Origin of the sequence: Mycolicibacterium bacteremicum (genome assembly GCF_002086115.1) — a bacterium.
Classification (GTDB): Bacteria; Actinomycetota; Actinomycetes; order Mycobacteriales; family Mycobacteriaceae; genus Mycobacterium; species Mycobacterium bacteremicum.
The window spans coordinates 324,391-344,949 of record NZ_MVHJ01000002.1; the positions used below are offsets into that span (position 1 = coordinate 324,391).

Sequence of the window (20,559 nt, forward strand, 5' to 3'; positions counted from 1 at the left end):
CTTCACGAGCCCATCTTCACATCTGTCGGTCAGGTATGGGCAATCGGTCGTTCCGCGGGCGGCGGCGGCACGTCGGGCCAGTTCGCCTGGGCGACCTGATCGGACCGGTCGCCCTGGCGGGCCAGGGCCAGGCCGGCCAGCACCACCGCACCGCCGACGGCCTGGGTCACCGAGATCGCCTCACCCAGCATCACCCAGGCGATCAGCACCGCGAAGAGCACCTCCGACAACCCCACCAGCGAGGCGAACCGGGGCTGCAGCCGGGCGATGCCCATGATGCCCAGGGTGTAGGCGATGGCCGTCGGGATGAGCGCCAGCGCGATCACCGGCACGTACCAGGGCAGGGTGAGACCGGCGACCACGGCGTCGGCGGCGGTGAATCGCAGCGGCATCACCCCGGAGGCGCCCAGACCGGCGACGGTGAGGGCGCCGACCACCAGGCCGGCGGCGGCCAGGGTGATCGGGCTCAGCCCGGTGCCGTCGGAGCTCGCCTTCTCCGACATCATGAAATAGCAGGCCGCGCAGATCGCGGCGGCCAGGCCCCAGGCCACGCCCGCGGAGTTGATGTGCGCCCCGGCGAAGACGTCGAGCACCAGCATGATGCCCGCGACCGCCAGCGCCGCGCCGGCCAGGGTGAGCGCGGCGGGCCGCCGGCGGGTGGTCGCCCACAGCCAGGCCACGACCAGGATCGGGGCGGTGTACTCCAGCAGCAGCGCCACGCCGACCGACAGGTGCGAGACAGCGTTGTAGTAGCAGAGTTGCGCGCCGGCGATCGGGATCAGGCCGTAGGCAATCACCGTGCCGCGGTGCGCCATGGCTTCTTTGACCCAGCCGGGCCGGGCGTAGGTGGCGAAGGCGGCCATCGCCAGCGCGCCACCGGCCAGTCGGGCCGTCACGGCGGCGGTGGGGGTCCACCCGGCCTCCATCAGGGCCTTGGCCAGCGGGCCGGACATCCCGAAGGTGAATGCCGAGGTGATCGCGAACATCAGGCCGATGCGGAACCGGTTCGTCGCGCGCGCGTCGATCGCCGTCATGGTGCACTCCGGAGGTGTAATGAGTAAAATGGAATTTGCTCATGACATTAACGGTGACGGGAGTCATGCGTCAAATGATTTTCACTCATGACACGGAGCTCACACTGCGGGCGGCCTGCGTCCTGGTCAACAGCGACCGGGTGGACGGCGATCAGTTCGCCGACCTCGCCGGTCTGGACGCCTACCTGACCGAATTCGGTTGGACCGGCCGCCGCGACCGGGACGGCGAGGAGCTCGCGGCGGTGCACCGGTTGCGTACGCGGCTCGGCCGGATCTGGGAGTGCGCCGACGATGAGGAGCACACCGTGGGCCAGGTCAACGCCCTGCTGGCCGACACGCAGGCCGCACCCTGGCTGACCCGGCACGCGGAGATGCCGGAGTGGCACCTGCATCTGGCATCGATCCACGACCCGCTGGCCCAGCGGATGGGCGCCGAGATGGCGATGGCGCTGGCCGACCTGATCCGTGGCGGCGAACTGCGCCGGCTCAAGGTGTGTGCGGCGCCGGACTGTGCGGCCGTGCTCTTCGATGTCTCCCGGAACCGGTCGAAGATCTTCTGCGACACGGGCAATTGCGGGAACCGGCAGCACGTCGCCGCGTACCGGGAACGGCGCGGCCGCGACGGTTGATGCCGGGCCCGGACGCCGGAAACTGGCGCGCTGCACCGCGGTCGGGCCCGGTTAGGGTCGAACCGGGGGTCAGATGGCACGGCGTTCGGTTTCGCGGTTGGAGGTCAGCGGATACCGCTTCCTGCTGCGCAGAATGGAATACGCGCTGGTGTCCCGGGACACCCGGATGCTCGACGATCCCATCCGTGGCCAGTCGCTGGCGCTGGCGGCCGGGGTGGCGGTCACCGCGGTGGTGGTCGCGGTGTGTGCGGTGCTGGCGTTGCTGCGACCGCACGGAACGCTCGGCGACGACCCGATAGTCCTGGTCCGCGAGACCGCGGCGGTCTACGTGCGGGTCGGCGACACCCTGCATCCCACCCCCAATCTGGCGTCGGCGCGGCTGATCGCCGGCACTCCCGCTCAGCCCCGGGTGATCGCGGCGGCGATGCTGACCGGCGCCCGACTCGGTCCGATGATGGGCATTGCGGGCGCACCGGGCACAGTCGACCCGGTAGCGGATTCCTCCTCGGCCGCGTGGACGGTGTGTGACGACGCCGCCGAGCACGACACGACACTGTTCATCGGTCCACGCGGGGCACGGACCGACGGTCGGGCCGTCCTGGCCGCCGCCCGTGGCTCCGGGCGCACCTTCCTGCTGCACGACGGCGGTAGGGCGGCGATCGATCTGCGCGACCGTGCCGTCGTCACCGCCATGCGTCTCGAAGGCATTGTGCCGCTCAGTGTTTCGCAGTCGGTGCTGGATGCGCTACCCGAACGCAGGCCGGTACGGATCCCGGTTCCGGTGACCGACCCGGTGGGCGCGGACTTCGGCGGTGTGCTGTGCGCAAGCTGGCTGTGGACCGGTATCGGACAGGCGCCGGACACCGCGGTATTCACCGGCACCGCCCTGCCCGACGGGCCCGCGGCGATCCGGCTCGTCCAGGCCGACGGCGCCGGCCCGCAACTGGACGCGGTGTCGATGACCGGCGGGCGCAGTGTGTACGTCCGCGCCGCGGGGGTCGCCGGCGACGGACAGACCACCGGGCCGTGCCATCTGGTCACCGCGAGCGGGGCGGCGTTCGGGGTGGCCGACGATGCCGCCGCCGGCGCCCTCGGATTGCCTGCGCCGGGCACGGCCCCGTGGCCGGTACTGGCCCTGCTACCGCGGGGGCCCGAACTGGCCGTCGATCGGGCCACCCTGTTGCGCGACACGGTCGCCGCCGGCTGACCTCCTGACCGGGGCCAGCGCTGCGGCCAAGGTCAGTACGGCGCACACCGCAGCCCCGATCACCGGGATCCGACTGGTCGACGTCGGTTGCGGCGGTGGTGGACTCGGCACCCGACCCGCGGCGGCCGGGCCGGGTTCACCGAGGCCGTCGAGGACGGCGAGCACATCCACCACACCGTGACCGGTCAGTGGTTCCCACCCGGACCCCGGTCGGCGCGCCGTGCTCTCGACCCGGTGCATCACCTGGCGCGCCGTGAGGTGCGGGGCCGCCGACCGCAGCAGCGCCACCACCCCGGACACCACCGGTGTCGCGTAGCTGGTTCCGGAAATCGGTTGCAGACCATCCGGTTCCGGCATCGCATCGACCAGTCCCTCCCCGGACGGGCTCAGCGACACCACGTCCTCACCGGGTGCCGCGACATCCACCCACGGTCCGCCCAGGGTGAAATGCGACGGCCTACCGTCGGCGTCGACCGACCCGACCGTCAACACCAGATCGTCATACCAACTCGGGCTCACCACGACCTGGACCCGGTCCCAGTCCGGGGTGCCGGCACGGGCGGGATCCGGCGCCGGATTCTGTTTCGGGCATGTCCCCCGACCGCCCACGTTGCCGGCCGCGGCGACCACCACCGCATTGCGTTCGTCGACGGCGTACGCCAGCGCCGCGCCGAGTGCGCGGTCATCCAGCGCGGCCGCGGCATCCAGACACGCCACCGACGCGATGTTGATGACGGTCGCGCCCTGGTCGGCGGCGCTGCGGACGGCCGCGGCCAGCGATTCGACGTCACCGACCCCGTCGCCACCGGCATCGACGGCATCGAACATCGCCGAGGACTGCCGGATCGCGAGAATGCCTGCGTCGGGTGCGATTCCACCGAACCCGGTGATCGGGTCGTACTGCGCGCCGATGATCCCGGCCACGATGGTGCCGTGCCCGTCGCAGTCCTGCGTGCCGTCGGCGGTCGCCACGTAATCGCCACCGGGACGCAACCGCGGCAACGACCGGTGCCGGGTCACGCCGGTGTCGATGACGGCGACGGTCTGACCCGCCCCGCGCGTGCGTGACCACGCCGCCTGCAGGTCGGGCCGCGGAGCCCGCATCGGCGCTGCAGCGGCCGGCGGGGACACACACGGCCGACGCTGTTCGGTCGGGACGCGCGGGGCGGCCGGCCCCGGCGGGGGCAGCAACGCGGAATCGACCGGCGGCGGGCGGACCGCGACCGCGGGCGCCGCGGTACAGACCGGCGCGGCCGCCAGCGCGGCCGCCGCGAAGATACGCGCCAGCCGCGTCACATCAGGCTCGCAGACCGCACCAGGTCGTATCCGCCGCCGGTCCAGCAGGCCAGCGGTACGACCGCCGCACACAACAGATATTCGACGGCGTCGACCCCGCGGGTCAGCACCGGGCCGGCCGCTGCGCCCCGACCGCGACACCAGGCCGCCAGGCCCAGCGCGGCCACCGCCGGCCACCCGGCGTGCGTCGGTACCGCCCACACCGACAGGCCCAGCGTCACTGCCGCACAGGTCATCCCGGACCAGCACAGGACCCGCCGGCACCGCGCGTCGGCGAACACCCGCGCCCGCAGGGCCAGCACGCCGGCCAGCGCACCGGCCAGCGCCACCGCCGGGGGCCATGGCACGTCGGCGCGCAGGCACCCCGCCGCCGCGGTCGCCGCCGCCCCGGCCGCGGCGACCGCGCAGCCGCCCACCAGCCCGGCCAGCCGGTCACCCGCGGCCGCCACCTGGGGATGCGATACCGCCCGTGCCGGCCGCAGCCCGCTCAGCCCGAGTGCCAGCCGTCCCGACCCGCTCAGCACACCCAGCGACAGCACGGCAAGTACCGCCCCGAGGGCCGCGAGATCGGCGGACAGCGCCAGTGCCACCGCGCTCGCCACCGCCATCAGCGTCGCACCGGTGGCGGTCGCGGTGAATAGGGGCGCATCCGAGCCGGTGAACCGCAGCGCCACCACCGAGGCGCAGACACAGACCGCGGCGGTCAGCAGGAGATGTGCCGGACCCGGCGGGCCGGGTGTCAGCAGAAGGGCTGCAGTGCAGAGGAATACGAGCGACATCGCCAGGGCCGGTCGCCGTTCGCGGCGCAGGCCGACGGCCAGGTACCCGCAGGCCGCGACCGCGGCGGTCGCGGCCGCCACCAGGTGGTCGGCGCCGGCCGGGCCCGACAGCGCCAATCCGAGTGCGACGATTCCCCCGGCCGCCGTTCCCCCGCCCACCGACGCGGCGGCGGTCGCCGCACCCGGCTCGGTGTCCGGGTCCGTTCCGAACGGGTCCTCGGACGTCTGCCCCGGCGCCGGGGCGGACACCGCAGACAGCACAATGACATCGCCATCGCGAATACCGCTGTCGTGCAGGCTCAGTGACTCATCCCAGCGGCCGCCGGCGAGTCGGTCCAGCCGCCAACCCGCGGCCGATGACCCGCCGCCGGCCGCCAGCTCCACGATGTCCGGGAACAACACACCCAGCCGCGCGTACCGCGGCAGTGCGAGGTCCACGGTCCGTGGATTATCGGCGCACTGGACGGTGACGCGGCACAACGGATCGTCCATCACATCACCCCCGCAGCCACGGTAACCCCGGTGCGCCCCGTTGACGCGCACCAGAATTCGATGGATCCGATCGCCGACGCGCTGCGTCAGAACAAGAATGGAGTTCGTTCGCGGGCGGCCGGCGGCGGCGCCGCGGGTGCCGTCGGAACCGGTGCGGGTGCGCCGGCCACCGCCGGTGCCGGTGCAGCAGCCGCCCAACGTGCTGACCAGACTGCTGCCGCTGGTGATGCTGGTGGCCGCCGCCGGCATGGTGGTGCTGTACCTGTCCGGCGATCGCGCGGCGTCCACCCGCAGCCCGATGTATCTGATCCTGCCGGTGATGATGCTGGTGTCCGTGCTGGCGACGGTGGCGCACGGCACCCGCGGCCGGTCGGCCGAACTCGACGCGGGGCGCCGGGAGTACCTGCGCTACCTGGACACGGTGGCGGTGCAGTCGGCGCAGACCGCGGCCGTCCAGCACGCGTGTCTGCACCGGGCGCACCCGGATCCGGCGATGCTGTGGTCGATGGCCGGCAGCGGCCGGATGTGGGAACGCCGGCGCGCGGAGCCGGAGTTCTGTCGGGTGCGCGTCGGGGTCGGGCCGGTGGCCCTGGCCACCCCGCTGATCGTCGACGATCGCGACCCGGTCGGTGAGCCGGACCCGGTGACCGAGGCGGCCCTCGACGACATGCTGGCAGCCTGTGCCGTGGTGCCCGCCGTCCCGGTCACCGTCGAGCTCCGCGGCCACCTCGGCTTCACCGGTGACCCCCAGCATGTCCGGCCGCTCGTGCGCGCGGTGGTCTGTCAGCTCGCCACCCTGCACGGACCCGATGATGTCCGGATCTCGGCGCGTGTCCGGCCCGGTTCGCCGGACTGGGACTGGGTAAAATGGCTGCCGCACCACGGCCACGGCCTCCCCGGGGCGCGGTCCGTACTGATCCTCGATGACGACGACGCGGTCCGACCGGACGCGGCGGACGTGGTGCTGGATCTCGGGGGTCACGGCGCGCGCACCGTGATGGCGGGTCCGGATTCCGACGCACTGTCCGAGGCGCAGGCACAGCTGTGCGCCCGGCGGCTTGCCAGGTGGCGCACGGCCACCGCGGGGGAGGGCGAGGCAACGCCGTGGTCGTGGCTGCTCGGCGGCGACGCACCGGCCGGACCGCGGCTGCGGGTACCGATAGGTACCGGTGACGGCCCCGAGAACGTGGGCGCTCCGGTTCATCTGGACATCAAGGAGGCCGCCGAGGGCGGCATGGGACCGCACGGATTATGCGTGGGCGCAACCGGTTCCGGAAAGTCGGAATTCCTGCGCACCCTCATCCTGGGCCTGGCCGCGACGCACACCTCCGCGGAGTTGAACCTGGCACTGATCGACTTCAAGGGCGGTGCAACATTTCTGGGCTTCGAGCGGCTGCCCCACGTGGCCGCCGTCATCACGAATCTGGCCGACGAGTCGCATCTGGTCGACCGCATGCACGCCGCGCTCACCGGCGAGATGCACCGGCGTCAACAACTGCTGCGGCAGGCCGGTCTGGGCAGCATCGGCGAGCATCGGCGGGCGCGTGAGCAGGGTGTCGACCTGGCGCCGCTACCGGTGTTGTTCATCGTGATCGACGAGTTCTCCGAACTGCTCAGCAGGCATCCGGACTTCGCCGACCTCTTCCTGGCCGTCGGGCGGCTGGGCCGTTCGCTGGGCATGCACCTGCTGTTGGCCAGCCAACGCCTCGACGAGGGCAGGTTGCGCGGCCTGGACACCCATCTGTCCTACCGGGTCTGCCTGAAGACGTTCTCGGCCGGCGACTCCCGCGCCGTGCTGGGCGTCCCCGATGCCTATGAGCTGCCCGCCGAACCCGGTGCGGCGTATCTGAAGACCGTCGACGGCGCGTCGGTGCGGCTGCGGACGACGTATGTGTCCGGCCCCGCTGAGCAACCACCGGACCGCACGCCGACCGTGCGGCTGTTCACCGCCGCGCATACGGGGCCGGGCACCGCGGTCGCGGCACCGGGCACGCGCACCGTGCTCGACGTGGTGCTCGACCGGTTGGCCGGTCACGGCCCCAAGGCGCATGCCGTCTGGCTGGCACCGTTGCCAGGGCCACCCACGCTGGCGGCGCTGATGGCCCGTCACGACGGCGCCCGCCTGACGGCGCCGATCGGTCTGGCCGACAACCCCTTTGCGCAGACCCGTGAGCTGTTGACCGTCGACCTCACCGGATCCGGTGGGCACGTGGCCGTCGTCGGCGCCACCCGCTCGGGCAAGTCCACCCTGCTGTGCACACTGATGTTGGCGCTGGCGGCACGGCATCCGCCCGGTGAGATCGCATTCTATTGCCTGGATTTCGGCGGTGGCCTGCTCGCACCGATGAAGCGGCTGCCGCACACCGGCGCGGTGGCAGGGCGGGGTGACCCCGAACTCGCCGGTCGCACCGTGGCCCAGCTGCAGGCGCTGGTGCGGCGACGCGCGACCGGAGCCGAGCGCGCCCGGGACGGCTACGGCGAGGCGTTCCTGATCGTCGACGGCTGGGCGGCGTTGCGTAACGACGGCCGGGGGCTCGACGAGGCCATCGGCGAACTGGCCGCCCACGGACTCGCCCACGGCGTGCATGTCGTCATCACCGCGGCGCGCTGGGCGGATCTGCGCCCAGCGCTTAAGGATCAACTCGGCACCCGGATCGAGTTACGACTCGGCGAGCCGGCGGAGTCGGAGATGGACCGCAAGACCGCCCGGCAACTGGCGGACCACCCGCCCGGGACGGCGCTGACCCGCGACGGCCGGCTCGCGGCGCTGGCGCTGCCGCATCTCGACGGCGCGGACGTCAGCGCGTCGGTGACCGCTCTGTGCGGCCGCCATCCCGATGGTGCGGCGCCACCCGTGCGGTTGCTGCCCGCGCGGGTGGACGGCGCGACCCTGCCGAGATCCGCGGTACCGGCCACCCAGGTCGCGATCGGTATCGACGAGTCTCAGTTGGGACCTGTGACAATCGATTTCGAGAACACTCCGCATCTGATCGTGCTCGGTGACAGCGGTTGCGGCAAGACCTCGGTGCTGCGCACGCTGTGCGCCCGGCTGGCCCGGGACTGCTCACCCGAGCAGGTGCAGCTCTACATCGGCGACGCGCGGCGCACCCTGCTGGGGGCCGTGCACACCGCGCACCTGGCCGGCTACGCGATCTCGGCCGCCATCCTGGCGGCGCACCTGCCGGCACTGGTCGACATCCTGCGTGCCCGGATGCCCGATGCCGGTGTCACCCAGCGACAGTTGCGGGACCGCTCCTGGTGGTCGGGGCCGGAGATCTATGTCGTGGTCGACGATCACGAACTGCTCTCCGGCACCGGCGATCCACTGGCCCCGCTGCTGGAGTTCCTGCCGTACGCCCGCGATGTCGGACTGCACCTGGTCGTCGGCCGCCGCGCCGGGGGAGCGGCCCGGGCGCTGTTCAACCCGGTGCTGGCCACCATGCGCGAACTCGGATGCGCCGCACTGATGATGAGCACTTCCGCCGACGAGGGCGTGTTGTTCGGATCCACCAGGCCCGTCGTCCTGCCACCCGGACGGGCCATACTGATCCGGCGCGGGCATCCCGACGAACGTATCCAGACCGCATGGACCGAACCGCGGTGACCGTGCTGTTGGTGGGGCCGGCCACCGTGCACGGACCGCGACCGGTTCCGGCCGAACTCGCCGCGGCCGCCTGCGCGGCCATCGACGACCCGCGCGCGCTCGTCGACGACCGGGTGGTCGATGTCGACGATCTGTGGCGCACCGTGCTGCGGGCCGCGGCGGCGCACACCTCGCCGCTGGTGCTCGTCTGTCCCGGCTGGTGGCATCCGGCCCGGGTGGATCGCATCCGGCGCGCGGCCGGCGTGAGACACACCGTGCGGCAACGACACACGGTGTACACCACGGTCGCCGATGTCATCGTCGAGATCGCCGGGGAGTTCGTCCTCGTGCGGATCGCCGACCGGGTGGTCGCCTCGGTGCCGCGTCTGACCGACCGGGTGGCCGATGACGTCGCGGCCCAGATCACCGCCGGCGGGCCCGTGCTGATCGACGCGCCCATCGGTGTGCCCGGTGCCGCCGAACTCGCCGCCGACATCGCAGGGCGCTGCCGGGCCCGCCGGCGCGACACCACCGTCGTCGACGATCATGTGCTGCTGCGCCAGGCCGGCGCGTCGGCCCGGCGTCGGGGGCGCCGGGTGGCACCCCTGATGGCCGGAGTCGTGCTGCTCGCCGCCGGCCTGGGCGTCATCGTGCCGTCGGGTGAACCGGCACCCGGCCAGACCGAGCCGGTCGGTGAGGGCCGGGTCGCGTTGCGGTTACCGGCCGGGTGGGCGCGATACCGCGTCGTCGACGGTGCGGGTTCGCCACGGCTGCAGGCGATCTCACCGTACGACCCGGACGCCGCCATCCTGCTGACCCAGTCCCCGGCCGGTCCCGACCCGGCCGGCGTGCTGGCGGCGGCGCTGGCCGCGCAACCACCCGGGGTGTTCGCCGACTTCCGCGCCACCGATCACCGTGGTGACCGGGACGTGATGAGCTACACCGAGACCCGGCCCGGCCGCGATATCGAGTGGGCGGTCTTCGTCGATGGACCGGTGCGGATCGCGATCGGATGTCAGCAGCCCGACCGGATCCGCGAGCACTGCGCGGAGGCGGTCCGTTCGGCGCGCACCGTGCCGGACTGAAATGCAGTGGAACCGAATGGACATCCGCTGCGTCCAATCAAGAAGAGCCCGAATGACAGACAGACACCCGACACCACTCACCGAGGAGGACACCCGATGCCCGCTCTGAACACCGACCTGGACCTCATGCACACGGTCTCCGGTCAGATCGATGCCCGCAACGACGAGGTCCGGGTCATGCTCGGGTCGTTCATCGGCCGGATGTGCAGCGTGCCGGCCTCGGTGTGGGGTGGTGCCGCCGCCGCGCGGTTCCGGGAGGTGGTCGATCGCTGGAACACCGAGTCGATCGCACTGCACACCGCGCTCGGCCGCATCGCCGAGACCATCCGGCTCAACGAACGCACCCTGCGCGAGGCCGCCGACGGCCATGCGCAGCGGATCAGCGCCGTCGCCGAGCACCTGTAGCGGAGACCGCCATGGACATGATGGTGACCTACAACTTCGACGAGATCGAGCACACCGTCCGCCAGGAGATCCACACCATCTCCGCGCGCTTCAACGCCGCACTGGAAGATCTGCGCGGCCAGATCGCCCCGCTGCAGCAGACCTGGACCGCGCAGGCCGCCGAGGCCTACCGCGCCGAACAATTGCGCTGGAACCAGTCCGCCGCGGCGCTCAACGACATCCTGCAGCGGCTGGGCAACGCGGTCCGCGACGGTGCCGACGAGGTGTCGGCCACCGACCGGCGCGCGGCCGGCGCCTGGGGCTGACCTGCCCCACGGTCGGGTGCGGTCCCGTCCCGGAGGAGAGCCGGACGGGGCTGCACCGCCCGATCGGGCAGGTGCGCGACCCGGCGAGCGACGCCCGGGCGGGCGAACGCCGAACCAGTGTGACGCGGTCCACTATCCTGGCCTCAGAGATGCGGAGCGTCCGGGAACGGCGCCTCGCGGGGAGTGTGAGCATGGTGGCGTTATCGAGGACCTCCGGCGGCCGGGTGCCGCCGGCGAAGGTGCGTGCCGTCCACGACCTGTTCGTCGCAGGTCAGGTCGACGCCTCCTATCTCGATTCCGTCCCGCTGCGCCGCATCGTCGCCGAGAGCTGGCAGCGCAGCCTGGCCACCGGGGTCGACCCCGACACCGTCGGGCAGGCCACCGAAGCCGCCAAGGCGCTCGAAGAACTGCGCAGGTCACACCCGCTGGCGCCGACCCTGCCGCTGATCCGCCGGCTGCTCGTCGAGGACGCCGTGGACTCCGGTGTCGTCGTCGCGATCACCGCCGCCGACGGCACCCTGCTGTGGGTCGAGGGCGACCGCCGCGCCATCCGCAAGGCCGAGGGGATGAACTTCGTGCCCGGCACGGACTGGAGTGAGCACGCCGCGGGCACCAACGCCCCGGGCACCGCCCTGGCCCTGGACCGGGAACTGCAGATCCGCGGCTCCGAGCACTTCTCCCGCATCGTGCACCCGTGGAACTGCACCGCGGTGCCGGTCCACGATCCGGGCACCGGTGCGCTGCTGGGCGCCATCGATCTCACCGGCGGCCCGTCGGTCGCCACGCCGCAGACGCTGGCACTGGTGCGGGCCACCGCCGTCGCCGTCGAGAACCAGTTGGCACTGCTGCGGCTGTCCGGTCCCGTCGACGGTGCCGACGAGGTCGCGACCCTGTCGGTACTCGGCGCGGACCGCCCGCGCTGGCACGCCGGCGGCGCCAATGCGGTGGCGCTCACCGGCAGGCACGCCGACATCCTGGTTCTGCTGATCCGTCATCCCGAGGGGCTCAGCGCCGACCACCTGGCGATGCTGCTGGACGACAAGGATCTCGATGTCGTCACCATCCGCGCCGAGATGTCGCGGCTGCGGCGCGTCATCGGCGGCGACCACATCGCCTCGCGGCCCTACCGGCTGCTCGGCCCGGTCTCCAGCGACATGGGTGACGTGCTCGACGCCCTGCAGGCCGGTGACGTCGCCGGGGCGCTGTCCGCCTACGCCGGTGCGTTGCTGCCGCAGTCGGTGTCGCCGGCCATCGCGCGGCTGCGCACCGAGCTGGCCACCAGCCTGCGCGGCGCGGTGCTGGCCGAGTCGGCCCGCGGAAACCTCGCGTTGTTGCGGCACTGGCTGCAACTGCCCGACGGCCGCGACGACCGGCGGGGCTGGCAGTTGCTCGCCGAGCACGCCGCGGCAGATCCGATCGTGCGGGCGAGGGCGCGGGCCCACCTCGTCGGGCTCGACTCCGAACTCGGGTGAGACCGACGCGGCCCGCCGGAATCTGAGTACTCCCGGCGACAACGCGGTTGAGCTGGGCAGATATCGCGGTCGAACGCGAGTTGTCAGCGCCGCTGCCGCCCCGCACCATCGGGGTGTGAACGTCGAGCGCTACGCCGCCTTCCTTCCCGAGCATCGCCGCGCGGGCATCCTCACCCCGCGGTCGACCTGGCTGCCGTGGCGCGGCCGACGGGTCCACATCGCCCGCGCGGGCACCGCCGACGCCCGGGTCAAGGGCATCCTGGTGCACGGCGCGGGCGGCTACTCCGGCGCGCTCTGGCCGCTGGCCGGACTTGCCGCCGGCGTCGGTGGTGATATCGGCGTCGAGGTGATCGCCCCCGACCTGCCGCTGTACGGCTACACCGAGGAGCCGCACCCGGCCGCCGTGCGGTACCGGGACTGGCTGGACCTGCTGACCGACATCGTCATCGCCGAACGGGCCGCCGACGACCGGCCCATCATCCTGTTCGGCGCCAGCATGGGCGGCCTGCTGTCCTACGAGGTGGCACACCGCACCGGCGGAGTCGACGCGGTATTGGCAACCTGTCTGCTCGATCCCGCCGACGCGCGGGCCCGCCGGGCGGCATCGCGCATCAAGGTCCTCGGCAGGCCGGGAGCGGTCGCGCTGCGCACGATCGATCCCGTGCTGGGCGGGTTGCGGATACCCGTCCGATGGTTGGCCGACATGTCCGCGATGAGCAACAACCCGGGCCTGTCGACGCTGTGCGCCACCGACCCGCGCGGCGGCGGGGTGCGGGTACCCATCGGATTCCTGTCGAGCTGGTTCAACCACCGGCACACCCCGCCCGAGCGGTACCGCGGCGCACCGGTCACATTGGTGGCACCGGCCGCCGACACCTGGACGCCGCCGGAGCTGAGTCAGCGTTTCCTGCAGCGGATCTCGGGTCCCACCCGGGCCGTGCTGCTGGAGAACTGTGGGCATTACCCGATCGAGGAGCCCGGGCTGAGTCAGCTCGAAGCAGTCGGCCGGGAGACGGTCAGGGCCCTGGGTGCCGACGGTTCGGCGGAGCGAGCCGCTCGACGGTGAGCCGCAACGGTGCCACCGCATAACCGTGCTCGGGCATCACCCGGTGCAGTTGGGCGTCGATGGCGTGTACCAACGTCCGGGCCGTCAGCTCCGGATCGTCGGCATATCCCGTCGTCCCGAGGCCACCGCGGTCACAGCGCTTCAGGTGAAACGCGACCTCGGCGCAGACCCGGTCCTCGAAGGCGCGCATCTCTTCGAGATCGGCGGCCGTCATCGCCACCCGGTGCAGCACCGCATGCAGCCGGGGCTGTCCGCTGTGCAGCTCCACCAGCGCGGTCAACAGCTGATCCATCGTCTCGTCGAACGACGGCTCGGTGGCCCGCAACTGCTCGAAGAGCGCGCCCAGCCGGGCATCGGCCGCCCGGACGTGGCGGGCCGCGACCGCGTGCAGCAGCGCATTCTTGTCCGGAAAGTATTGGTAGAGCGTGCCGATCGAGACACCGGCGCGTTCGGCGATCCGGTTGGTCGTGGCCGCCAGGCCCTCGCGGGAGAACACCTGCGCAGCGGCCTCCACGAGCACGGCCAGCGTCTGGATCGACCGGGCCTGCCGGGGGCTTCTGCGGGTGGTGCCGATGGGCCGATTCTTCTCCGAGATCACCGTGAGTTGCAACCGTCATGCAACGTTGCAACCCCTACATTGAGTGACGGCCGACACACCCATGTGTCCGAACGCAGGAGATCCTCATGACTGTTTACGCACGGCCGGGTGCCGACGGCGCTTTGATGTCGTTCGACGCCCGCTATGACAACTACATCGGCGGCGAGTGGGTCGCCCCGAACGCCGACCGGTACTTCGAGAACCGCACTCCCGTCACCGGTGAGGTGTTCTGCGAGGTCGCCCGCTCCGACGAATCCGATATCGAGAAGGCCCTCGACGCCGCGCACGCCGCCGCTCCCGCGTGGGGCAAGACCAGCGCAGCCGAGCGCGCGCTCATCCTCAACAAGATCGCCGATCGGATCGAGGAGAACCTCGAATCGATCGCGCTGGCCGAGTCGTGGGACAACGGCAAGCCGATCCGCGAGACGCTGAACGCCGACATCCCCCTGGCCGTCGACCACTTCCGCTACTACGCGGGCGCGATCCGCGCGCGGGAAGGTTCGCTGTCGGAGATCGACAACGACACGGTGGCCTACCACTTTCACGAGCCGCTCGGCGTCGTCGGGCAGATCATCCCGTGGAACTTCCCGATCCTGATGGCGGTCTGGAAGCTCGCCCCGGCGCTGGCCGCCGGTAATGCCATCGTGCTCAAGCCGGCCGAGCAGACCCCGGTCTCGGTGCTCTACCTGTTCAAGGTGATCGGTGACCTGCTGCCCGCCGGTGTGGTCAACGTCGTCAACGGTTTCGGTGTCGAGGCGGGCAAGCCGTTGGCCTCCTCGAACCGGATCGCCAAGATCGCCTTCACCGGTGAAACCACCACCGGCCGGCTGATCATGCAGTACGCCAGCCAGAATCTGATCCCGGTCACCCTCGAACTGGGCGGCAAGAGCCCCAACATCTTCTTCAACGATGTCCTGGCGGCCAACGACGACTACCAGGACAAGGCGCTGGAGGGCTTCACCATGTTCGCCCTCAACCAGGGTGAGGTGTGCACCTGCCCGTCGCGCAGCCTGGTGCAGGCCGACATCTTCGACGAGTTCCTGGCGATGGCCGCCATCCGCACCAAGGCGGTGCGCCAGGGCGATCCGCTGGACACCGAGACCATGATCGGTGCGCAGGCCTCCAACGATCAGCTCGAGAAGATCCTGTCCTACATCGAGATCGGTAAGAGCGAGGGCGCGCAGGTCATCACCGGTGGCGAGCGCGCCGACCTCGGCGGTGACCTCAACGGCGGTTACTACGTGGCGCCGACGATCTTCACCGGCAACAACAAGATGCGCATCTTCCAGGAGGAGATCTTCGGCCCCGTGGTCGCGGTGACCTCGTTCAAGGATTACGACGACGCCATCGAGTTGGCCAATGACACCCTCTACGGTCTGGGCGCCGGCGTGTGGAGCCGCGACGGCAACACCGCCTACCGTGCGGGCCGCGACATCAAGGCCGGCCGGGTGTGGACCAACTGCTACCACCAGTACCCGGCGCACGCCGCATTCGGTGGTTACAAGCAGTCCGGCATCGGCCGGGAGAACCACCTGATGATGCTGGACCATTACCAGCAGACCAAGAACCTGCTGGTGTCTTACAGCAACAAGGCGCAGGGTTTCTTCTAGACTGCACCCCACCACAGACCCCGCGGACGTGAGCTTGGGTTCGAAACTCCCCCCGATCTCCGGCCCAAGCTCACGTCCGCGGTCCCACAACCCTTTTCGGCGTCAGGAGCAGCGTTGCCCAGATTCGTCGCGGCCATCGATCAAGGCACCACGAGCACCCGAGCCATGATCTTCGATCATGCGGGCGCCGAGGTGGGGCGTCACCAACTCGAGCACGAGCAGATCATGCCCCAGGCCGGGTGGGTGGAACACAACCCGGTGGAGATCTGGGAGCGCACCTCCTCGGTGCTGACCTCGGTGCTCAACAACACCAATCTGCAACCCGAAGATATTGCCGCACTGGGCATCACCAATCAGCGTGAGACCACGCTGGTGTGGAACCGGCACACCGGCCGGCCGTACTACAACGCGATCGTCTGGCAGGACACCCGCACCGACCGCATCGCGACCGCGCTGGATCGCGATGGCCGCGGTGATGTGATCCGCCGCAAGGCCGGTCTGCCCCCGGCGACCTATTTCTCCGGCGGTAAGATCCAGTGGATCCTGGAGAACGTCGACGGGGTGCGCGAAGCGGCCGAGAACGGTGATGCCATCTTCGGCAACAGCGACAGCTGGGTGGTGTGGAACCTGACCGGCGGCCCGCGCGGCGGTGTGCACGTCACCGACGTGACCAACGCCAGCCGCACCATGCTGATGAATCTGGAAACCCTGGACTGGGACGACGAACTGTTGTCCTTCTTCGGGATTCCGCGCCAGATGCTGCCGCAGATCCGCCCGTCCTCCTCGCCCGAGCCGTACGGGACGACACTGGCCACCGGCCCGATGGGCGGTGAGGTACCGGTGACCGGCATCCTGGGTGACCAGCAGGCGGCCATGGTCGGCCAGGTCTGCCTGAAGGCCGGCGAGGCCAAGAACACCTACGGCACCGGCAACTTCCTGCTGCTGAACACCGGGGAGAAGATCGTCCGCTCCGAGAACGGTCTGCTCACCACGGTGTGCTACCAGTTCGGCGATGCCAAACCGGTGTACGCGCTGGAGGGCTCCATCGCGGTGACCGGGTCGGCGGTGCAGTGGCTGCGCGATCAGCTCGGCATCATCAGCGGTGCCGCGCAGAGCGAGTCGCTGGCCCGCCAGGTCCAGGACAACGGCGGGGTGTACTTCGTCCCGGCGTTCTCCGGGCTGTTCGCGCCCTACTGGCGCTCCGATGCCCGCGGCGCGATCGTCGGGCTGAGCCGGTTCAACACCAACGCCCATGTGGCGCGGGCGACGCTGGAGGCGATCTGCTATCAGAGCCGCGATGTGGTCGACGCGATGGAAGCAGATTCCGGTGTGCACCTTGAGGTTCTGAAGGTCGACGGCGGAATCACAGCGAACGCGCTGTGCATGCAGATCCAGGCCGATGTACTCGGTGTCGATGTCGTCAAGCCGGTGGTCGCCGAGACCACCGCGTTGGGCGCGGCGTACGCGGCCGGCCTGGCCGTCGGGTTCTGGGACAGTCCCGAGGACCTGCGTGCCAACTGGCAGGAGGGTGAGCGCTGGAGCGCGCAGTGGTCCGAACAGCAGCGCAACGACGGCTATGCCGGCTGGCAGAAGGCCGTGCAGCGCACGCTGGACTGGGTCGACGTCTCCTAGAAAGCAACGTTCCCGCCCTTCGGAAGGAGAGCCGAAGGGCGGGAACGGCTTTCGTCACTGAATCTAGAGTGCCGCCACGCCGGCCTCGGCCACCGCGACATCCTGTTCGACGCTGCCCGCGCTGACGCCGATGGCGCCGACGACGATACCGTCCACGGTCAGCGGGATGCCGCCACCGAAGATCACCAGGCCGCCGCAGGTCTGCTCCAGACCGTAGAGTTCGGCGCCGGGCTGGGCGAGCGGCATCAACGCCCCGGTGGGCGCGTTCATCAGGATCGAGGTGCGCGCCTTCTTGATCGAGATGTCGATACTGGCCTTGATGGCACCGTCCATGCGGGCGAACGCCACCAGGTGGCCGCCGTCGTCGACGACCGCGATGTTCATCGGCTGACCGATCTCGCCGGCCTTCTCGATGGCAGCGTCGACCACCTTGGTCGCGCTGGTGAGGCTGATGGCACTCATGACAAACCTTTCGAATCGGTTTTCTCGCAACGATTTTTGACGTTCGCGTTGGCGGATGGCCGCGTGTCGATCATAATCCGAACAGCGGTAGCGGGACAGGGCTTTGGGCCACGGTCGGCCCGGGGCGGGCAAACCTGTCCGAATACTCGCCAAAAGATCAGTGCTGCCACGATTTTTGGCCAGAGAGTCGGCCAGGTTGGGCCGAAATACGCGCCACGCCAGCGTAAACCACAAAGACTGGTGCACAGCGTCTGCCCTCGTGAGATAGGTGGTTTCAGTGGCGAACATCGACATCTTCGTATGGGAGTTCCTCGGCACGGCGGTGCTGTGTCTGCTCGGCAGCGGCTCGGTCGCCGCGGTCGTGCTGAAGAACTCGTACTCCCATGGTGGCGGGGGTGATTGGTTGATCATCGTGCTCGGCTGGGGCTTCGCGGTCTTCACCGGTGCCAGCGTCGCCGCCCCGGCGGGCGCGCACATCAACCCTGCGGTGACGCTGGCGGTCGCGCTGTCCGGCGGGGTGCCGTGGTCGACGGTGCCGGTGTACTGGGCGGCGCAGATCCTGGGTGCCTTCGTCGGGGCCTCGCTGGCATGGGCGGCCTTCAAATTGCAGTTCGACAACAACGACGACAACTCCGGGACGCGTGGAATCTTCTGCACCACGCCGTCGGTCCGTAATTTCCCGTGGAACATCGTCACCGAGGTGATCGCCACCTTCGTGCTGATCTTCTGGATCCTGATCAACCCGGAGGCCAACACCGCGCTGGGCTATGCGGCGGTCTCCTTCGTGATCATCACCATCGGCTTCGGTCTGGGCGGCCCGACCGGCTACGCCATCAACCCCGCCCGTGATCTCGGCCCGCGTATCGCGTACGCGGTGTTGCCGATCCGGGGCAAGGCCAACGCCGACTGGGGTTACGCCTGGGTGCCCGTGGTGGCACCACTGGTCGGCGCCGCCCTGGCGGCCGGCCTGGTGGCTGTGCTGCCGGTCTGACCCGGTCGATGATCGCCCGTCAGAGCGCCAGCGCGCTCGGGCGGGCGATCATCGCGTCAACGGCCTGTCCCGGCACGAAGCCGGCCACCGCGCCGATCACGGTGGTGGCCGGCGGGCGGACCTCGGCGTCGCGGGCGGCGGCGGCGATACCGTCGAGGGAGGCGCGGATCTCCTGCTGGCCGGCCAGCGTCCCGTCCGCGATCACGACGGCCGGTGTGCCGGGCGGCATTCCGGCCTCCATCAGGGTTCGGGCGATCGTATCGAGATTGGCCACCGCCATCATCAGCACGATCGTGGTGTTGGCCGCGGCCAGCGCGGCGTAGTTCACCGTGCACTCCGGGTCATCGGGGGGGACGTGACCGGACACGACGGTGAAACCCTGGGTGAGCCCGCGGTGGGTCACCGGGACCATTGCGGAGGCGGGTACCGCGATCGACGAACTCACGCCCGGTATCACGTCGACCGTGACACCGGCGCGCACGCATTCGTCGACCTCCTCGCCACCCCGGCCGAAGACGAAGCCGTCACCGCCTTTGAGGCGCACCACCGTGCGGCCCGCGCGGGCGTGCTCGATCAGCATCGTGTTGATATCGCTCTGCTCGGTGCGGCGCCCGCCGGGGATCTTCGAGACGTCGATGACCTGTGCCCGCGGGGCGATCTCGTGCAGGGCGGCCACCGGTGCCAGTCGGTCGGTGACGATGACATCGGCGCCCGCGAGTGCGGTCCGGCCGGCGACGGTGAGCAACCCCGGATCACCCGGGCCGCCTCCGACGATGATCACCCGGCCGGTATCCGGACCGGCAGCGTGCTCGGAGTCGTCCTCGGTGTCGATGCAGAAGGTTCCGCGGGCGGCGGCCGCGGCGACCGTCGCCCGTTCGGCATCGCCGAGCCCCGCGCAGGTGAACACCACCTCGGCGCCCAGGAGGTCGGCATCGCCGACAGCGTTGGCGCGCAGCGTGATCAGGCCACGGTCGGCCAGATCGGCGAGATAGGCCGCCGGCTGGGCAGCGAAGACGGTGATGTTCGCGCCGGCGGTCAGCAGTGCGCCGACGATACCGAGCGAGCGATCCGAGGACCCGATGACCGCCACCGAGCGGTGCCGGACCGGCAGCCGCACCGCGATCCCGTCACCCATGGTCGCGTGCCCGCAGGACGGTGGCGATCAGCGCCGATCGGCTGGGCACCCCGAACTTGCTCTTGATGTTGTGCAGGTGGAACTTGACCGTGGCCTGCGAGATGAACAGCGACCCGGCGATCGCGCGATTGTCGAGACCCTCGACGAGCAGGTCGAGTACCTCGCGCTCGCGGCGGGTGAGGATGTCCGCGCCGGCCGCGCCGGACTGGTCACGTAGTTCGCCGATGAGGGTCTCCGCGCTGCGCGCGTCGAGCACCCGGTGACCGTCGAGGACCCGCAGCACCGCCCCGCGCAGTTCGGCCGACGGGGACCGGCGGTCGACCACCGCATCGGCCCCGGCGCTGATCATCGGCAGGGCGCGTTCGCGTGGGTCGTCACCGTCGATGACGGCCAGCACACGCGGGGCGGGGTGCAGGCCGGCCAGCAGCGCCGACAATCCGGGGCCGGCCTCGGCGCCGACCACGAGCAGGTGTGGTCGCAGTTCACGTAACCGGTCGGCCAGTGCCGGACCGTGGTCGAGATCACCCACCAGCTTGATGCCCGCATCCTGGGACATCACATGGATCAGTCCGTGGCGCAGCAACTCGTCGTTCATCACGAACACCGCACGCCGCGGCGCCGGTGCGATGAAAGGCACTGTCATGTCGAGTTTTTCGATCGAGCCGCCGGAGACGGCGGCGCTGTCCTCCCGCTGGGTCGGCGCCTCGCGGGTCTGTGTCCAGCCCATGGTCAACTCCGTCCTGCTGCTGAGCGGCGAATGCTAATGCAGGCAGCGTTG

Annotated in this window: 18 protein-coding genes; 11 read left to right on the plus strand and 7 right to left on the minus strand. The window is 70.6% G+C overall.

Annotation, left to right across the window (positions count from 1 at the left end; translation table 11 throughout):
• Nucleotides 1-29 precede the first annotated feature (29 nt).
• The gene (locus tag BST17_RS03925) at nucleotides 30-1,034 is read right to left on the minus strand and encodes an EamA family transporter (protein WP_083055605.1); all 1,005 of its coding nucleotides are present in this window, start codon (nucleotides 1,032-1,034) and stop codon (nucleotides 30-32) included.
• Nucleotides 1,035-1,108: 74 nt separating this feature from the next.
• Here BST17_RS03925 and BST17_RS03930 point away from each other — a divergent pair, with 74 nt between their 5' ends.
• Nucleotides 1,109-1,663, plus strand: coding sequence for a CGNR zinc finger domain-containing protein (locus BST17_RS03930; protein ID WP_083055606.1), 555 nt, complete (start codon nucleotides 1,109-1,111; stop codon nucleotides 1,661-1,663).
• Nucleotides 1,664-1,736: 73 nt separating this feature from the next.
• Nucleotides 1,737-2,870 (plus strand): type VII secretion protein EccB, encoded by a 1,134-nt coding sequence (gene eccB / locus BST17_RS03935; RefSeq protein WP_083055607.1) that lies wholly within the window; start codon nucleotides 1,737-1,739, stop codon nucleotides 2,868-2,870.
• Here the strand turns inward: eccB and mycP are convergent.
• Both mycP and eccD read right to left on the minus strand, forming a co-directional pair.
• A complete protein-coding gene (gene mycP, locus BST17_RS03940) occupies nucleotides 2,802-4,166 on the minus strand; it encodes a type VII secretion-associated serine protease mycosin (RefSeq protein WP_083055608.1) in 1,365 nt (454 codons plus the stop codon). The two genes, eccB and mycP, sit on opposite strands and share 69 nt — an antisense overlap.
• Complete coding sequence (gene eccD, locus BST17_RS29575) at nucleotides 4,163-5,437, minus strand: type VII secretion integral membrane protein EccD (protein WP_133053507.1); 1,275 nt, start codon at nucleotides 5,435-5,437, stop codon at nucleotides 4,163-4,165. The genes mycP and eccD overlap by 4 nt, the downstream gene beginning before the upstream one ends.
• Nucleotides 5,438-5,534: 97 nt before the next feature.
• Here eccD and eccCb point away from each other — a divergent pair, with 97 nt between their 5' ends.
• The 6 genes from eccCb to BST17_RS03975 all read left to right on the plus strand — a co-directional run bounded on the left by eccCb (nucleotide 5,535) and on the right by BST17_RS03975 (nucleotide 13,353).
• A complete protein-coding gene (gene eccCb / locus BST17_RS03950) occupies nucleotides 5,535-9,041 on the plus strand; it encodes a type VII secretion protein EccCb (protein WP_083055610.1) in 3,507 nt (1,168 codons plus the stop codon).
• A complete protein-coding gene (locus BST17_RS03955; RefSeq protein ID WP_083055611.1) occupies nucleotides 9,023-10,105 on the plus strand; it encodes a type VII secretion-associated protein in 1,083 nt (360 codons plus the stop codon). Before eccCb ends, BST17_RS03955 begins: the two co-directional genes overlap by 19 nt.
• 96 nt (nucleotides 10,106-10,201) lie before the next feature.
• A complete protein-coding gene (locus tag BST17_RS03960) occupies nucleotides 10,202-10,510 on the plus strand; it encodes a WXG100 family type VII secretion target (protein WP_083055612.1) in 309 nt (102 codons plus the stop codon).
• 11 nt (nucleotides 10,511-10,521) lie between these two features.
• Entirely contained in the window at nucleotides 10,522-10,815 is a 294-nt protein-coding gene (locus tag BST17_RS03965; RefSeq protein WP_083055613.1) for a WXG100 family type VII secretion target, read from the plus strand.
• Between the two features lie 191 nt (nucleotides 10,816-11,006).
• Nucleotides 11,007-12,287, plus strand: coding sequence for a GAF domain-containing protein (locus tag BST17_RS03970; RefSeq protein ID WP_083055614.1), 1,281 nt, complete (start codon nucleotides 11,007-11,009; stop codon nucleotides 12,285-12,287).
• 115 nt (nucleotides 12,288-12,402) lie between these two features.
• Entirely contained in the window at nucleotides 12,403-13,353 is a 951-nt protein-coding gene (locus tag BST17_RS03975) for an alpha/beta hydrolase (RefSeq protein ID WP_083055615.1), read from the plus strand.
• Here the strand turns inward: BST17_RS03975 and BST17_RS03980 are convergent.
• Entirely contained in the window at nucleotides 13,304-13,879 is a 576-nt protein-coding gene (locus BST17_RS03980) for a TetR/AcrR family transcriptional regulator (protein WP_083055677.1), read from the minus strand. The two genes, BST17_RS03975 and BST17_RS03980, sit on opposite strands and share 50 nt — an antisense overlap.
• A gap of 158 nt (nucleotides 13,880-14,037) precedes the next feature.
• Here BST17_RS03980 and exaC point away from each other — a divergent pair, with 158 nt between their 5' ends.
• Entirely contained in the window at nucleotides 14,038-15,561 is a 1,524-nt protein-coding gene (gene exaC / locus BST17_RS03985) for an acetaldehyde dehydrogenase ExaC (RefSeq protein ID WP_083055616.1), read from the plus strand.
• Nucleotides 15,562-15,675: 114 nt separating this feature from the next.
• Nucleotides 15,676-17,193 (plus strand): glycerol kinase GlpK, encoded by a 1,518-nt coding sequence (gene glpK / locus BST17_RS03990; RefSeq protein WP_083055617.1) that lies wholly within the window; start codon nucleotides 15,676-15,678, stop codon nucleotides 17,191-17,193.
• A 63-nt stretch (nucleotides 17,194-17,256) separates the two neighbouring features.
• Here the strand turns inward: glpK and BST17_RS03995 are convergent, their stop codons facing one another.
• Nucleotides 17,257-17,655, minus strand: a complete 399-nt coding sequence (locus BST17_RS03995; protein WP_083055618.1) for a GlcG/HbpS family heme-binding protein — start codon at nucleotides 17,653-17,655, stop codon at nucleotides 17,257-17,259.
• Nucleotides 17,656-17,932: 277 nt separating this feature from the next.
• Here BST17_RS03995 and BST17_RS04000 point away from each other — a divergent pair, with 277 nt between their 5' ends.
• Nucleotides 17,933-18,646: an MIP/aquaporin family protein gene (locus BST17_RS04000; RefSeq protein ID WP_083055619.1), complete on the plus strand. Its 714-nt coding sequence runs from the start codon at nucleotides 17,933-17,935 to the stop codon at nucleotides 18,644-18,646.
• A 19-nt stretch (nucleotides 18,647-18,665) separates the two neighbouring features.
• On the opposite strand, the gene cobA is transcribed toward BST17_RS04000, so the two are convergent.
• Both cobA and BST17_RS04010 read right to left on the minus strand, forming a co-directional pair.
• The gene (cobA, locus tag BST17_RS04005) at nucleotides 18,666-19,781 is read right to left on the minus strand and encodes a uroporphyrinogen-III C-methyltransferase (protein WP_109749982.1); all 1,116 of its coding nucleotides are present in this window, start codon (nucleotides 19,779-19,781) and stop codon (nucleotides 18,666-18,668) included.
• A complete protein-coding gene (locus BST17_RS04010; RefSeq protein WP_083055620.1) occupies nucleotides 19,774-20,508 on the minus strand; it encodes a response regulator transcription factor in 735 nt (244 codons plus the stop codon). Before BST17_RS04010 ends, cobA begins: the two co-directional genes overlap by 8 nt.
• Nucleotides 20,509-20,559: the final 51 nt, after the last annotated feature.